Origin of the sequence: Pasteurella canis, assembly GCF_900454865.1 — a bacterium.
Lineage (GTDB): Bacteria > Pseudomonadota > Gammaproteobacteria > Enterobacterales > Pasteurellaceae > Pasteurella > Pasteurella canis.
Map to the genome: position 1 here is coordinate 568,461 of NZ_UGTV01000015.1, position 16,082 is coordinate 584,542.

At 36.7% G+C, this 16,082-nt stretch carries 15 protein-coding genes; 9 read left to right on the forward strand and 6 right to left on the reverse strand.

Features of this window, described 5'->3' with window-relative positions; genetic code table 11:
* The first annotated feature begins 31 nt into the window (after nt 1-31).
* The 5 genes from DYE19_RS03300 to yfbR all read left to right on the forward strand — a co-directional run bounded on the left by DYE19_RS03300 (nt 32) and on the right by yfbR (nt 3,913).
* Nucleotides 32-625, forward strand: coding sequence for a DNA glycosylase (locus tag DYE19_RS03300; protein WP_115322598.1), 594 nt, complete (start codon nt 32-34; stop codon nt 623-625).
* A gap of 75 nt (nt 626-700) precedes the next feature.
* Complete coding sequence (gene nrdR / locus DYE19_RS03305; RefSeq protein ID WP_049214142.1) at nt 701-1,150, forward strand: transcriptional regulator NrdR; 450 nt, start codon at nt 701-703, stop codon at nt 1,148-1,150.
* Between the two features lie 2 nt (nt 1,151-1,152).
* Entirely contained in the window at nt 1,153-2,286 is a 1,134-nt protein-coding gene (ribD, locus tag DYE19_RS03310) for a bifunctional diaminohydroxyphosphoribosylaminopyrimidine deaminase/5-amino-6-(5-phosphoribosylamino)uracil reductase RibD (RefSeq protein WP_115322599.1), read from the forward strand.
* A complete protein-coding gene (gene degS, locus DYE19_RS03315; RefSeq protein WP_115322600.1) occupies nt 2,280-3,308 on the forward strand; it encodes an outer membrane-stress sensor serine endopeptidase DegS in 1,029 nt (342 codons plus the stop codon). Before ribD ends, degS begins: the two co-directional genes overlap by 7 nt.
* Nucleotides 3,308-3,913, forward strand: coding sequence for a 5'-deoxynucleotidase (gene yfbR / locus DYE19_RS03320; protein WP_115322601.1), 606 nt, complete (start codon nt 3,308-3,310; stop codon nt 3,911-3,913). The genes degS and yfbR overlap by 1 nt, the downstream gene beginning before the upstream one ends.
* Before the next feature lie 35 nt (nt 3,914-3,948).
* On the opposite strand, the gene DYE19_RS03325 is transcribed toward yfbR, so the two are convergent.
* Nucleotides 3,949-4,734 (reverse strand): TOBE domain-containing protein, encoded by a 786-nt coding sequence (locus tag DYE19_RS03325; protein WP_115322602.1) that lies wholly within the window; start codon nt 4,732-4,734, stop codon nt 3,949-3,951.
* A gap of 137 nt (nt 4,735-4,871) precedes the next feature.
* Between DYE19_RS03325 and modA the strand changes: the two genes are divergently transcribed.
* From modA to modC, 3 genes are all read left to right on the forward strand, one after another.
* Nucleotides 4,872-5,636, forward strand: coding sequence for a molybdate ABC transporter substrate-binding protein (gene modA, locus DYE19_RS03330; RefSeq protein ID WP_115322603.1), 765 nt, complete (start codon nt 4,872-4,874; stop codon nt 5,634-5,636).
* A gap of 149 nt (nt 5,637-5,785) precedes the next feature.
* A complete protein-coding gene (modB, locus tag DYE19_RS03335) occupies nt 5,786-6,475 on the forward strand; it encodes a molybdate ABC transporter permease subunit (protein ID WP_115322604.1) in 690 nt (229 codons plus the stop codon).
* Nucleotides 6,462-7,517: a molybdenum ABC transporter ATP-binding protein ModC gene (modC, locus tag DYE19_RS03340; RefSeq protein WP_115322605.1), complete on the forward strand. Its 1,056-nt coding sequence runs from the start codon at nt 6,462-6,464 to the stop codon at nt 7,515-7,517. Before modB ends, modC begins: the two co-directional genes overlap by 14 nt.
* A gap of 158 nt (nt 7,518-7,675) precedes the next feature.
* On the opposite strand, the gene dnaJ is transcribed toward modC, so the two are convergent.
* The 4 genes from dnaJ to dnaK form a co-directional block, all read right to left on the reverse strand.
* The gene (gene dnaJ / locus DYE19_RS03345; RefSeq protein ID WP_049214157.1) at nt 7,676-8,794 is read right to left on the reverse strand and encodes a molecular chaperone DnaJ; all 1,119 of its coding nucleotides are present in this window, start codon (nt 8,792-8,794) and stop codon (nt 7,676-7,678) included.
* Between the two features lie 188 nt (nt 8,795-8,982).
* Nucleotides 8,983-10,251: an O-acetylhomoserine aminocarboxypropyltransferase/cysteine synthase family protein gene (locus tag DYE19_RS03350; protein ID WP_049214159.1), complete on the reverse strand. Its 1,269-nt coding sequence runs from the start codon at nt 10,249-10,251 to the stop codon at nt 8,983-8,985.
* Between the two features lie 86 nt (nt 10,252-10,337).
* Entirely contained in the window at nt 10,338-10,736 is a 399-nt protein-coding gene (locus DYE19_RS03355; protein WP_115322606.1) for a GyrI-like domain-containing protein, read from the reverse strand.
* 120 nt (nt 10,737-10,856) lie between these two features.
* Nucleotides 10,857-12,761: a molecular chaperone DnaK gene (gene dnaK / locus DYE19_RS03360; protein ID WP_115322607.1), complete on the reverse strand. Its 1,905-nt coding sequence runs from the start codon at nt 12,759-12,761 to the stop codon at nt 10,857-10,859.
* A 305-nt stretch (nt 12,762-13,066) separates the two neighbouring features.
* On the opposite strand from dnaK, the gene DYE19_RS03365 reads away from it, so the two are divergent.
* Nucleotides 13,067-14,497 (forward strand): YdgA family protein, encoded by a 1,431-nt coding sequence (locus DYE19_RS03365; RefSeq protein WP_115322608.1) that lies wholly within the window; start codon nt 13,067-13,069, stop codon nt 14,495-14,497.
* 92 nt (nt 14,498-14,589) lie between these two features.
* On the opposite strand, the gene DYE19_RS03370 is transcribed toward DYE19_RS03365, so the two are convergent.
* On the reverse strand, nt 14,590-15,969 hold the full coding sequence (locus DYE19_RS03370; protein WP_115322609.1) for a Do family serine endopeptidase: 1,380 nt from the start codon (nt 15,967-15,969) through the stop codon (nt 14,590-14,592).
* Between the last annotated feature and the right edge of the window lie 113 nt (nt 15,970-16,082).

Consider the following 16,082-nt stretch of genomic DNA (forward strand, 5'->3'; position numbering starts at 1 on the left):
GACCAAATAAAAATTTGAAAAGTGAAGTACGATGAAAACAATTGAAATACACCCATTTCCACCTATTTTCCCTGCACATGCTAAAGTCATGATGATGGGGACTTTCCCGCCTAAAGAAGATAAACGTTGTATGCATTTTCATTATCCTAATTTTCAAAATGATATGTGGCGGATTTATGGCTTAGTTTTTTTTAATGATGCGACTTATTTTCAAGTAAAAGATGAAAAACGTTTTGATCCTATACGTATTGAGGCGTTTTTACGTGAATGGGGGATTGGATTATGTTCCACAATCCATAGTGCGATTCGAGAAAAGGATAATGCATCGGATAAGTTTTTAACGGTAGTTGAACCTGTAAATCTAGTTGAGGCTCTAGCACAAGTACCTGATTGCCGCTGGTTATTCACTACAGGGGGAAAAGCAACGGAAACATTGTTAAGTCTGCTACCAGAAAAAATATTACCACCGAAAACTAATCAATTTATTACATTTTGTTATGCAGGTCGTGAGTTAAATTTATATCGTTTGCCCTCAACATCAAGAGCCTATCCAATGAGTTTACTAGATAAAGCGAAAGCCTATCATCATTTTTTTGAGTTAGCTGGGATCTTGGCTAAAGAGTAAAATAATTCATCGTCAATAAATCTAAACTTTGTTAAGATAAACCTCATTTTACTGATTATTTTGCAAGGAGACGCTATGCATTGCCCTTTTTGTTCTACAGAAGAAACTAAAGTCATTGACAGTCGTTTGGTGTCCGATGGTTATCAAGTTCGCCGCCGTCGTGAATGTGGAAATTGTCATGAGCGTTTTACTACATTTGAAACAGCAGAATTAATCGTACCAAAAATTATTAAGAATGATGGTACTCGTGAGCCTTTTAATGAAGATAAATTGAGACGCGGGATTCAGCATGCCTTAGAAAAACGGCCTGTCAGCGCAGATGATGTAGAACAAGCGATTAGCCGTATTATGCATCTTTTACGGACAACTGGTGAGCGTGAAGTTCCAAGTAAATTAGTAGGGACTTTGGCAATGGAAGAATTAAAAAAATTAGACAAAGTTGCTTATATCCGTTTTGCCTCAGTGTATTTAAGTTTTGATGATATTAAACAATTTAGTAAAGAAATTGAGAATTTAAGGGATTAGGAATGAGCGAGTTTAGCGCACAAGATGTTGTATTTATGCAAATAGCATTGGATCTTGCACAGCAAGGGCAATTTACAACGACACCTAATCCTTCAGTCGGCTGTGTTATTGTAAAGGCTGGACATATTGTGGGAAAAGGTTTTCATTTCAAAGCAGGAGAGCCACATGCAGAGGTAATGGCATTGCGAGAAGCGGGTGAAAATGCACGTGGCGCAACAGCTTATGTAACGTTAGAACCCTGTTCACATTTTGGGCGTACGCCACCTTGTGCAAAAGGGCTGATTGAAGCGGGCGTTGTTAAAGTCGTCAGTGCAATGCATGATCCAAATCCACAAGTTGCGGGTAAGGGATTGCAAATGCTAACAGAGAATGGGATTGAAAGTGCGGTTGGGTTATTGGCAGAAAAAGCAGAATGGCTTAATCGTGGTTTTTTGAAACGTATGCGTACGGGAAAACCCTTTGTACAATTAAAAATGGCGATGAGCTTAGATGGGCGTACTGCACTAGCAAATGGAGAAAGTAAATGGATCACTAATACTTTATCTCGTGCGGATGTACAAACAGAGCGCGCAAAAGCATCGGCAATTTTATCTACTAGCCAAACGGTGATCGCAGATGATCCTTTGTTAAATGTTCGTTGGGAACAGCTACCTGAGGAAACGCAACAGATTTATCCAATAGCAAATTTACGTCAGCCTATACGTGTGATTTTAGACTCACAGCATCAAGTTAAAGCGACACAACGCCTATTTGAAATTGAATCGCCTGTTTGGTTAGTGGGTAAAAACACAAGAGATCTTACAGGTTATCCAAATTTTTGTACACATATTCAGTTAGTGGACCGTACACAATATTTACACGATCTTTTATTTGAATTAGGTCGGCGCCAAATAAATACATTATGGATTGAAGCTGGGGCGACTTTGGCAGGTTCATTAATTGAACAAAATTTAGTGGATGAGCTAATTATTTATACAGCCCCAAAATTACTTGGTGATGATGCAAGAGGGTTATGTAAACTTACAAATTTAACTCAGCTTTCTGATGCGACTTTATGGAAACTATATTCTATTGAGCGATTTGGCGATGACATTAAATCTATTTATCATCCAATAGTTACGGAGAAAAAATGTTAAGAAAACTTATTCGTTCGGCAGTGATTGGATTAGCTTGTGCTGTATTTATTTTAGTCGCACTACCGAAATTGAATCATTTGAATTTTTTCCAATCTGAGCCAATGTCTTTTAAGGATGCTGTACGCATTGCTTCACCTGCTGTTGTGAATGTTTACAATCGTGCATTCTCTGCAAATAGTGGGGATCAACTTGAGGTGGGTAATCTAGGATCTGGTGTCATTATGTCGAAAGATGGTTATATTTTGACAAATAAACATGTGATTCAAAATGCAGATCAGATTGTTGTAGCATTGCAAAATGGACAGCTTTTTGATGCGAGTTTAATTGGATCTGACAGCTTGACTGATTTAGCTGTCTTAAAAATTCGTGCTGATAATTTATCTACGATTCCACAAAATCCTAAACGTCAAATACATGTTGGTGATATAGCATTAGCTATTGGTAATCCTTACAACTTAGGGCAAAGTGTTTCACAAGGGATTATTAGTGCTGTTGGGCGTAATGCAGTAGGTGATTCTGTAGGGCGCCAAAATTTTATTCAGACAGATGCGTCTGTTAATCGTGGTAATTCAGGAGGTGCACTAATTAATTCATTAGGTGAGTTAATCGGGATTAATACGTTGAGTATCGGTAAAACCTCTAATGAAATTGCAGAAGGATTAAATTTTGCTATTCCGATTGATCTTGCTAATGATATTATGAAAAAAATCATTCGTGATGGGCGAGTGATTCGAGGCTATTTTGGTGTGCAAAGTGATATTTTCTTCAGCAATGGACAAGGTGTAAATATTGAGAAAGGGATCTTAATTACTAATGTAAGCCCAGAGAGTCCAGCGGGAAAAGCCGGCGTTAAAGCGGGGGATATTATTTTGAAAGTAGGGGATATCGAAGCAATTTCGCCAGCACAAATGATGCAAGTTATCAGTAATACTCGACCAAATACAAAATTGAATGTAGTCATTTTACGCTTGGGTAAACAAATTGAGTTACCTGTAGTAATAGAAGAATATCCGATTAATTAATGATGTCAGAAATAAAAATTCAAACAAGCCACTTTTTTGCCTGTTTAGATCGATTGCGATTAATTCAACGTTGGTCTTTAATGCGTAATATCGAAAAAGAAAACTTAGCTGAACATAGCCTACAAGTAGCTTTTGTCGCACATATTTTAGCATTGGTTAAAAATAAGTTTTACGAAGGTAATGTTAATCCAGAGAAAATTGCTGTTATTGCTATGTACCATGACACGTCTGAAATTTTTACTGGTGATTTACCTACGCCTATTAAATATTTTAATGCAGAAATTACACAAGCTTATAAGCAAATTGAAAGTGCTGCTGAATTGCATCTGCTTTCTTTATTACCTGAAGCGCTACAATCAGAATTTACGCCTTATCTCAATTCACAAGCAATTTCTAATGAAGAAAAACATATAGTCAAACAAGCAGATTTAATCTGCGCTTATATTAAAGCACAATTTGAATTAGAAAATGGTAATCAAGAATTTAAAGCAGCCAAAATACGTTTAGAAAAATTAATGAATCAATGGCATAGCCAAGAGATGGATTATTTTATTCAAGTGTTTATTCCAAGTTTTGGTAAACCGATAGATGAAATTACTTTATAAAAAAGGACAGATTAAATATCTGCCCTTTTATATTATTAGTAAAGTGTAGCTAAGATAATTTGTTCAGGATCAATATGAATCCAGACTTTTTCATTAAGTTTTACTCTATCAGCTTGAGTTAAAGTAGCACAAAACTCAATTGCTGTCTGATTGACAGTGAGAATGACCTCCTCTCTATCTCCTTTATCTGTAATTTCTTTGACTTGAGCAGGAAAAGTATTAAAAGCGTTTTCTTGTAGAGGCGTGTGATGAATTTTGACCCAAGGTGCCTTAATCATCATCATGACTTCTTTGCCTAAAGCAAGTTTTAAACGCACCGCACTTTTTTCAGTAATTGAAACCGTCAAGTATTGAGGAACACCTTCTATCTCGATCTCCACAAAGCAATGAATATTTTCATATTTTAAATTAACTATTTTGCCAAAGAATTGGTTACGGGCACTACTTTGTAATGAAAATCTGGCTGTTGCATGTAATACACTATCTAATGCTAAGCTCTCATCTTGTAAAATTTGAAATGCTTTTTCCTGCGTTTTTTCCAAAAGATCATAGAGCTGTAATAAACGTTGAGCGTAAATTGTTAACTCTGTTCCTCCTCCATTTTTACCACCAACGTTGCGTTCAAGGAGCGGTTTTGGACTCATATCATTCATCGCAGCTAAATGATCCCATGCACTTTTATAGCTGACCTTAGCATTTTTAGCGGCTTGGTTAATTGAACCACACTTTTGAATTTCTTTTAATAGACGTACCCGTTTAGGGTCAACAAAAAGCTGCTGTTGTAATTTGATTGTGAGTAAAATTTCAGTATTTAACATCATTTTCTCCAGTATCGACGCTAAACTTTGATTTCTCTCACATTTTAAAGGAAAGTCCATTTTTTATATAGTATTTCTTTATTAAATCATTGTATAATTTTTTATATAAAGTTATTTACTCAATAAATGGAGCAATTTCTATGTTAAAACTAAAAACAATTTCTACTTCACTTGCACTAGTATGTTTGGCATTTTCTGTTTCTACGCAGGCGAAAGTGACGGTTTTTGCTGCAGCATCAATGACAAATGCCTTAAACCAAGTAGCAGAAAACTATAAAAAAGTTCAGCCTGAACAAGAGCTAGTTTTTTCTTTTGCTTCTTCATCAACATTAGCGAAACAAATTGAACAAGGGGCGCCTGCAGATATTTTTATTTCTGCAAATACAAAATGGATGAAGCACTTGTCAGAGAAAGCTCTGACAGTTAAAGAAACAGAAAAAGTATTAGTTGGTAATGAGTTAGTCCTAATTGCTCCAAAATCAAGCAAACTTAATGATGTTGATGTCGAAAAAGGGGAGTGGATTGCTGAATTAAAAGATAATTTCTTATCTGTAGGCGATCCTGATCATGTTCCAGCTGGGCAATATGCAAAAGAAGCATTAACTTACTTAAAATTATGGGATAAAGTTGAAACAAAATTAGCACGAGGTAAAGATGTACGCGCTGCATTGGCTTTAGTCGAACGTGCAGAAGCTCCATTAGGTATCGTGTATAGTACTGATGGTAAAGTAAGTAAGGGGGTGAAAATTGTTGGTGTATTCCCAGCAGATTCTTATAAAGCCATTGAATACCCTATTGCTTTATTGAAAGAACATGATAATACGAATACTCGTGCATTTTTGGCTTATTTAGAATCTCCAGAAGCGAAAAAAGTATTCGCAGATTATGGTTTCGCTGTGAAATGATTTTGCATACAATAAAGAAGGACGCTAATTCTGCGTCCTTCTTCTTTTATTGGCATAAAGTGCGGTCTATTTTTAGCAAATTTCAACGTTAATAAAGTCAAGGATTCGTTTTGTTTACTGAACTTCTCATCACTCTTGGTCTAAGTACAATGGAAATTCAAGCCGTTAAATTAAGCTTGAGTGTTTCTGTAAATGCGATTTTATGGAGCTTACCTATTGCGATCTTTGTCGCGTGGTTGCTGGCTCGTAAAAATTTTTATGGTAAATCCGTGATTAGTGGTGTTGTTCACTTACCTTTAGTTTTACCACCTGTCGTGATAGGTTACTTATTATTAGTCGCAATGGGGCGGAATGGTTTAATCGGTAAATATTTATATAGTTGGTTTGGTTTTTCTTTTGCATTTAGTTGGAATGGTGCTGTATTAGCAGCTGCAGTTGTCGCATTTCCTTTAGTTGTGCGTGCAATTCGTTTATCACTTGAAAGCATTGATGTAAAACTAGAACAAGCCGCGCAAACTTTAGGTGCTTCAGCATGGCGCGTTTTTTTTACGATTACCTTACCCCTTTCGTTACCTGGCGTATTAGCTGGCGTTGTACTTGGTTTTGCCCGTTCATTAGGGGAGTTTGGTGCGACGATTGCTTTTGTATCAAATATTGCAGGAGAAACACAAACTATTCCACTTGCGATGTACACTTTTATTCAGACGCCAGGGGCAGAGGAACAAGCAGCAAGATTGTGTATTTTCGCTATCATCTTATCGTTAATTTCTTTACTTTTATCAGAATGGTTAGCCAAAAATATGCAGAAAAAATTGGGGCAAAGTGATGTTACACATTAATGCAAAAAAACAATTAGGTCATTTTATTCTTGAGGCTGATTTAACGATTCCTGCACAAGGTGTTACTGCTATCTTTGGTTTATCTGGCTCAGGTAAATCTTCTCTAATTAATTTAGTCAGTGGTTTAGTTAAACTGGATCAAGGTAGCATTTCTTTAAATCAACGTGTATTAGTTGATACTGCTAAAAGTATTTGTTTACCCCCGCATCAGCGGCGTATTGGTTATGTTTTTCAGGACGCACGTTTATTCCCACATTATAATGTGAGAGGTAATTTACTATATGGTGTAGAGAAATTTGATCAGCAAGAATTTGATTATATTGTCGATTTATTAGGTATTGAACATTTACTAAAACGATACCCGATTACTTTATCTGGTGGCGAAAAACAACGTGTTGCGATTGGGCGTGCGTTATTGACGAAGCCTGAAATTTTATTGATGGATGAACCTCTGTCAGCTTTGGATTTGCCTCGTAAACGTGAGTTAATGACGTATCTAGAGAAACTCTCTAAACAAATTCAAATCCCTATTTTATATGTGACACATAGTCTAGATGAATTACTACGATTAGCACAGCGAGTTGTGTTACTTGATGGAGGAAAAGTTCAGGCTTATGACTTATTGGAAAACATTTGGGAGAGTCCTTTATTTCTACCATGGAAGTTAGAAGATGAGCAAAGTGCGGTGCTTTCTTTGCCAGTTGTACAACATCATACCGATTATAAAATGACAGCTCTTGCTTTAGCACAGCAACAAATTTGGATCAAGGCACAGGATTGCCCAATAGGAGAGCGAATGCGTATATGTATTAAGGGATCAGATGTGTCAATCAGTTTATTAATGCCAGAAAAAACGAGTATTCGTAATATCTTGAAAGGTAAAGTACATAAAATCCTAGAAAGAGAACATCGTGTCGATGTACAAATCCTATTAGAAGGGAATGTTATTTGGGCAACTATTAGTAAATGGGCATTGAAAGAGCTTGACTTACAGCTTGAGCAAAGTGTATTTGTACAAGTGAAAGCTGTTTCAGTAGTTTAACTAATACACTAAGCCATTTTAGTATACTGCTCAAGTCGTATGTACAATGAAATACATCAAATAAATGATGTTATGGCGAAAGGATTTGACTACTAAGATTGATAAAACACAACCGCACTTTATTTATGATAGATAAAGTGCGGTTGATTTATAAAGATTTACTTACCTAAATTATCGAAGAAGTTTTTTACGCCGTCAAAGAAGCTTGATGATTTTGGTTTATTGCTTGAACCTTCAAGACTTTCTTCAAGTTTACGTAATAACTCTTTTTGTTCTTCACTTAATCGTACTGGTGTTTCCACAATAATACGACAAATTAAATCGCCAGCATAACCTGAGCGAGTTGAAGTTACGCCTTTACCACGCATACGGAAGAGCTTACCTGTTTGAGTTTCTGCTGGAATTTTGAGCTTAACTCGTCCATCTAAGGTTGGGACTTCGATTTCTCCGCCTAATGCCGCCATAGTGAAGCTGATTGGTACCTCACAATATAGATTATTGCCATCACGTTCAAAAATATGATGCTCACGTACATGGACCACGACATATAAGTCACCGTTTGGTGCACCATGTTCGCCTGCTGCACCTTCGCCAGATAAGCGTAATTGGTTACCTGTATCTACACCAGCAGGAATTTTAACAGAAAGATTTTTCTTCTTATGTACGCGACCATCACCATGGCATGTTTTACATGGATTTTCGATTTTTTTCCCTGAACCATGACAAGTTGGACAGACTTGTTCTGTCACAAAAAATCCTTGCTGACGACGAACACGACCTGCGCCATGACAAGTTGGACATGTTTCTACTTTAGAGCCTTTTTCTGCTCCTGAGCCATCGCAAGTATCACAATGCGCCAGTGTGTTAATTTGAATATCTTTAGTTGTGCCTCGAACGGCTTCTTCCAAGCTGATTTCAAGATCGTAACGTAAATCATCACCGCGTACGACACGTTGGCGACCTCGACCACCGCCAAAAATATCACCGAACATATCGCCAAAGATATCACCAAAGTCAGCACCGCTAAAGCCACCAGCTCCAAAGCCGCCTTGCTCAAACGCAGCATGACCATATTGGTCATAGTTTGCACGTTTTTGCTTATCGCTTAAGATTTCGTAAGCTTCTTGGATTTCTTTAAATTTTTCTTCTAGTTCTTTGTTGCCTTGCGTACGGTCTGGGTGATATTTCATCGCAAGTTTTTTATATGCACGTTTGATTTCTTTTTCATCCGCACTACGCTCAACACCAAGAACTTCGTAATAATCTTTTTTTGCCATAATATTTACTGTTTCCGTTTATTTACTACTTTAAATCAAATAGGGTTTCTTTGTTTATCAGGAATGATCTCTGTGCTATTTCTGATTTTTAAAGAGATAAGCTGATATTTCTTTTTCAAAAAATATAAGATTATTGCTTTAGTCTGCACTAACATAGGGCAGAAGTGTTTCTGCCCTGATTATTTTAATTATTTAGCTGCTTCGAACGCTTGTTCTAAATCTGCTAAAAGATCTTTGATACTTTCAATACCACAAGAAAGACGAATCAATCCTGCTGAGATACCCACATTTTCTAACTCGGTTTCATTTAATTGACGATGAGTTGAGGTTGCAGGGTGTAAGGCACAAGTACGAATATCAGCTACATGCACTTCGCGAGAAACTAATTTCAATGCATTTAACCATTTTGCTGCTGTTTCTCTACCACCTTTAATTTCAAAAGAAATCACACCACATAAGCCGTTTGGTAAATATTTTTGTTTTAATGCGTAATCTTTTGAATTTGTTAAACCTGGGTAGCTCACTTTGGCTACTTGTGGATGTTTTTCTAAAAACTCTGCGACAGCTTGTGCATTTTCATAATGACGCTCCATTCGTACTGCTAAAGTTTCCATCCCTAAATTGAGTAGAAAGCTATTTTGTGGAGCAGGGGTTGCACCAAGATCTCGCATTAATTGTACGCGTGCTTTTACAATATAAGCGGCAGAACCAAAAGTTTCGGTATAAACTAAACCGTGGTAGGTTTGGTCTGGCGTACTTAATTGTGGGAATCTGCCGTTATTCCAGTCAAAGTTACCGCCATCAGTAATTGAACCGCCAAGTGCGACTGCGTGACCATCTAGATATTTTGATGTACTGTGGATCACTACATTGGCACCAAATTCAATTGGACGACAGAAATATGGGGTTGCAAACGTGTTATCTATTAATAATGGTGATTGTGATGCTTTTGCAAGAGCAACAAATTTTTCAATATCCAATACACGTAATGCTGGGTTTGCGATAGTTTCTGCAAATACAGCTTTGGTATTTGGACGAATTGCTTTTTTCAATTCTTCGAGTGGTAAATCTTGATCCACAAACGTCACTTCAATGCCCATTTTTTTGAAGGTATGAGCAAATAAGTTGTAAGTACCTCCATAGACATAAGAAGACGAGATAAAATGATCGCCTGCTTCTAAAATATTGAGCATTGCGTAAAATACCGCTGATTGACCAGAGGCAGTACACATTGTTGCCACTCCACCTTCAAGCGCGGTCAGTTTTTCTTCTGCTGCATTTGTTGTTGGGTTAGACAAGCGTGTATAGAAATAGCCAGCCGCTTGTAAATCAAATAACTTGCCGATTTCTTCTGCAGAATCATAAGTAAATGTCGTACTTTGTACGATGGGCTGAACGCGAGCCTCCCCATTTTTCGGGCTATATCCTGCATGTAAACATTGTGTCGCAAATTCCATTGTATTTTTCCTTGATTGTTAATAATGTTATTTTATATAAGCAAAAGAGCGGTCATTTTTTGAAAAGTTTTACTGCATATTCTAGCTTAACAATGTGGTACAACAGAGATATAAATAGCCACTGAATTATCTGGATAGTATTTTTCAAAATCTACTGTATAAGCACGTTTTAGCAAACCTTGTTGCTCTTTTTTCCAAATAAGTTGCCAAGTTTGATAAATTTCATCTACTTTACAACGAAATACTTCGTAGAAGCTTAAATCTTCAATTTCAATAGTGGGGACGGTTGTCTTCACTTCTTGTTCTGTCGCAATTGCAAAATCATAGTCAGCTTGATTATCCGACTCATAATTAAAATAAACGCCATAACAGTATGCATTTTGAGGTAATAATTTCGCGTTCTCTTGCCATAGTGAGGGAATTACCTCATTAGCAATTTTGTTATTAAGACGTTTTTGTACAAGTGGGTAGAGTATTAGGGACATTTATCCTCCAGATTTATTTTTCTTTACCTTACTTTATCAATAAGGTAAAGAAAAATAGCTGATTGATTAATAGACCGAAAGGGCGTATCGCTACGCCCTTCGATTTTTGTGAAAATGAAATTACTTGTTATCTTTCACTTCTTCAAATTCAGCGTCAACCACATCATCATTTGGTTTTCCGCTTTGTGCTTGTTGCGGTTGCGCATCAGGCTGTGGCTGAGCCGCTTGCATTAATTTTTCAGACACTTGAATTAATGCTTGAACCTTCGCTTCGATTTCCGCTTTATCTTCACCTTTCGCAGCTGCTTCTAAGTCAGAGACCGCTTTTTCAATTGGTGCTTTATCGTCAGCTGATAATTTGTCACCCACTTCAGTTAACTGTTTACGTGTACTATGAACTAAATGATCTGCTTGGTTACGCGCTTGAACTAATTCTTCAAATTTACGGTCTGCTTCAGCGTTCGCTTCTGCGTCACGTACCATTTGTTGAATTTCTTCATCTGTTAAACCAGAAGACGCTTTAATTGTGATTTTTTGCTCTTTGTTCGTACCTTTATCTTTCGCAGATACATGGATAATACCATCCGCATCGATATCGAAAGTTACTTCAATTTGTGGCATACCGCGTGGCGCAGGGTTGATACCTTCTAGGTTGAATTGACCTAAAGATTTGTTGTCTGCCGCACGTTTGCGTTCACCTTGAAGGACGTGAATTGTTACCGCACTTTGGTTGTCTTCCGCAGTTGAGAACACTTGTGATTTCTTAGTAGGAATCGTTGTGTTTTTCTCAATTAAAGTTGTCATCACACCACCCATAGTTTCGATACCTAATGAAAGTGGGGTTACGTCTAACAATAATACGTCTTTCACATCACCCGCTAATACACCACCTTGTACTGCCGCACCGATAGCCACTGCCTCATCAGGGTTCACGTCTTTACGAGGTGCTTTGCCAAAGAATGCTTCAACTTTTTGTTGCACAAGTGGCATACGAGTTTGACCACCAACAAGGATGACATCATCAATTTGTGACACACTTAAACCTGCATCTGCTAATGCCACTTTAACAGGCTCTAATGAGCGAGCAACTAAATCTTCAACAAGTGATTCTAATTTTGCACGAGTTAATTTAATGTTTAAGTGTTTTGGTCCTGTTGCATCTGCAGTGATGTATGGAAGATTCACATCAGTTTGTTGTGCAGAAGAAAGTTCAATTTTCGCTTTCTCACCCGCCTCTTTCAAACGTTGCATTGCTAATGGGTCATTACGTAAATCAACACCTTGTTCTTTTTTAAATTCTTCAACTAAGTAGTTAATTACACGGTTATCGAAGTCTTCACCACCTAAGTGAGTATCACCGTTAGTTGCTAATACCTCGAAAGTTTTTTCGCCACCAACTTCATCGATTTCAATGATTGATAAGTCGAATGTGCCACCACCTAAGTCGTAAACAGCGATAGTTTTGTTGCCTTGACCTTTATCTAAACCATAAGCAAGTGCTGCTGCTGTTGGTTCGTTGATGATGCGTTTAACTTCTAAACCAGCGATACGACCAGCATCTTTAGTAGCTTGACGTTGAGCGTCGTTGAAGTATGCAGGTACTGTAATTACGGCTTCAGTTACTGGCTCACCTAAGAAATCTTCTGCAGTTTTCTTCATTTTTTTCAATACTTCTGCAGAGATTTGTGGTGGTGCCATTTTTTCACCTTTTACACCGACCCATGCATCACCATTATCGGCAGCAACAATTTCAAATGGCATAATGTTAACATCGCGCTGTACCTCTTCGTCTTGGAAACGGCGACCAATTAAACGTTTAATAGCAAATACCGTATTTTTTGGATTAGTAACAGCTTGGCGTTTAGCTGGCTGTCCCACTAATGTTTCATTATCTTGTGTATATGCAATGATTGACGGAGTAGTACGATCGCCCTCTGCATTTTCGATGACACGTGGTGTACCACCGTCCATAACAGCCACACAAGAGTTTGTTGTACCTAAGTCAATACCAATAATTTTTCCCATTTTTATTTTCTCCTAGTAAATTCGTTAATTCGCTTTGTTTTTCCAAAATAAGGACGAAATTTTGTATTTCAAGTGATGAAAAGAAAAATTTTTCATATTCATTTCTGTCATATTTTGTTCAGTTTGTTTGTGCTGTAATAAGTGAGGTTAAAAGCTAAAAGTTCAAGAGGAAATATAAAAATTTATTTTAATATAGAAAACAATGCATTTTATCGCCGAATAAACTATGAAGAATATATTCTATACAATCATGATTTATGATAGATTAAGCACTTCAATTAACCTTTATTTTAGGAAATTTATTTATGAAAAAATCATTAGTTGCTTTAGGTGTTATTGTTGCGCTTGGTGCTGTTTGGACAGGAAGTGCTTGGTACACGGGCAAATCAGTAGAAGAAAAAGCACAGGAACATCTTACTTTAATTAATACACAATTTGCAGGCCTTGAATCTGCAGGTGGTGAGATTAAATTTGATAATCTGTCGATTGAGCGTGGTATTTTTAGCTCTAATGTAACTTATGATTTCATTGTAAAACTGCCTGATACCCAAGTGAAAGTTCCATTTGAAGGTACTTTGTATCATGGACCATTTCCACTAGATCGTGTTGCTAAATTTGATCTTGTGCCAACATTACTTTCAAGTAATGATCGTATTGTGAAAAATGAAGAAACTCAAGCATGGTTCGATTATGCACAAGGTAAGAATCCATTCGAGAGTCAAATTAAAATTGGTTATGATTCGACTTTTAGTGGTCAGGCAAAAATTGCGCCAGTTAAGTTCGACTTGATTGATGCAGATCTTTTATGGAAAGGGATTGAGCTGAAGTTTGATAAAGTAACCGAAGGTGGCATTGGTAAATCACAAGCAATTATCGAAGGATTAAAACTTGTTGTTGATAATACAGATGATTCTTCTAAAGCGATTGTTGAAATAAATAATATTAAAATTGATAGTGAGTTACAACGCAGTGAATGGGAGCATATTCCAGCAGGTAGACAAAGTGCATTGATTGATAGTTTCCGAGTTTCTCTTACTGAACGAGACATGAGAGATTTTAATTTAGAGTATAGAAACATGTCTTTCGATGCGAATACTAAAATAGAAAATACTTCGGTTAACTATGAATTAGTTACTAAGGCACCAGAAATGTTAGTTAATGGTAAAACAGTTGGTGATTTAGATGCTAAATTTAAGCTTGAAAATTTAGATGGTAAAGCAATGAATGAACTATTGGCTATTCTTGATAAGAATCCAGATTATGAGCCTTTGCCAGAAGAACAAATTCAAGCATTAGCTAAAACTATCTTACAGAATCAACCATTATTACAAGTTGATCCGTTAAAATTAACAACAGATGCGGGTGATCTTAAAGCTAATCTTATCATTGAAATGGCTAGCGGTAATTTTGATGTCCTAGAGCAAGGTAAAGTTTTAGAACTATTCAAGCAATTAGCACTGAATATTGATTTAAATAAAAACGCTTTAGTTAAACTAGTCGCAATGGTTGAAGAAGCTAATGGTGTTACAAAAGAAGAGGCCATGTTAGCTGCTGAACAAATGGTAAATGTCATGTTTGAAGAGGCAATCCAACAAGGTGTATTGGTCGATTCAGAAAAATCAGTAAATTTAGGATTATTGCTTGAAAATAATGCGTTGAAGTTAAATGGGCAGGCTATTCCTGAAGAGCAAATTTTAATGGCTGTCGTATTGTTTTTCTTAGGTTTGGGCTATTAACAGATAATTAAATATTACAGTCGATTTAAGTAAAACGCCAAGGCATATTAAAAAAGGACAGATTAATCTGTCCTTTTTGTATTTATGAATTGTTATTGAATCAATAAATAGAAATTATTTTCACCTCGAACAATATTTAGTGCAATTGCAGATGGTTTAGTATCTAGAATTTTACGGAGTTGCCCTAAGTTTTCCACTTTTTGGCGATTAACACCGACAATAATATCATCTTTTTTCAGTCCACGTTGTTCTGCAATGGATTTTGGTGCAACACGAGTAATGACGACACCCTTTAACCCTTTTTCATCATAATTACTCATTTCTGCACCTGTTAATGCAGGAAGTAAAGTACTCGCATCTGCTTGAGTTTGATCATCAGATTGTAAAGTAACTTTTGTCGTTTGTTTTTTACCATCACGTAAATAAGCTAATTCAATTTCTTTACCTGCTCCTGATGTGGCAATTTTTGCACGCATTTCTGCAAAACTTGAAATTTTTTGACCATTCATAGCGATAATAACATCACCTGCTTTTAAGCCTGCTTTTTCGGCAGCTGAGTTTGGTAATACTTCACTGACAAAAGCACCCTGTTGTGCTTCGATGTCAAATGCTTTAGCTAAATCAGCATTTAATTCACCACCTTTTATCCCTAACATACCACGACGAACTTCTCCAAATTCAAGAATTTGTTGTACGAGATTGTTTGCCATATTAATTGGAATAGCAAAAGCAATACCTGCATTCCCACCACTTGGTGAAATAATAGCAGTATTAATACCAATTAACTCACCTTGTAAATTGATTAATGGACCACCAGAGTTACCTCGATTCACTGCTGCGTCTGTTTGGATATAGTTTTCATAAGTGCCACTATCTGAGCCAGTTGAGCGCCCTAATGCTGAAATAATACCAGATGTAACAGTTTGACCTAGACCAAATGGATTACCAATTGCCACAGTAAAATCCCCTACACGCAGTTTATCTGAGTCAGAAATAGTAAGTGCGGTTAAATTTTTTGGTTTTTCAATTTGAATCAGTGCTACATCAGATAACTCATCAGCTCCAATGACTTTTGCAGTAAGTTCTCGACCATCTTGTAACTGGACAGTAATTTTATCTGCACTATCAATAACATGATTGTTTGTTAATACATAACCTTTTTCGGCGTTAATAATGACACCTGAGCCAATACCACGGAAGTTTCGAGGAGCACGATCATTAAAAATATCAGGACCAAAGAAAAATCGAAATTCTTCGGGAATGCCCTGAAATTGTGCTGGACCATTGGATTTTGCTTTGCCTTCGACTGAAATTGAGACAACAGCAGGAAGTACTTTTTCTAGCATTGGCGCAAGACTTGGGACTTGTTGACCATCAATATGAGTAGGCAATGAGGCTTGACTGATCATTGGGGTTGATAGAATGCTTAATCCGAGTGCAATACTAGTTAATAGAAAATTTCTTTTTTTCATTGTTCATTTTCTCCAATAAAAATATAAAACAAATTAAATGATAAAGCGTAGTTTAAGTATGTCATAAGACAAAGAAAATGAAAAAATGTTCGAATTTGTCAAAATTTTTTCAT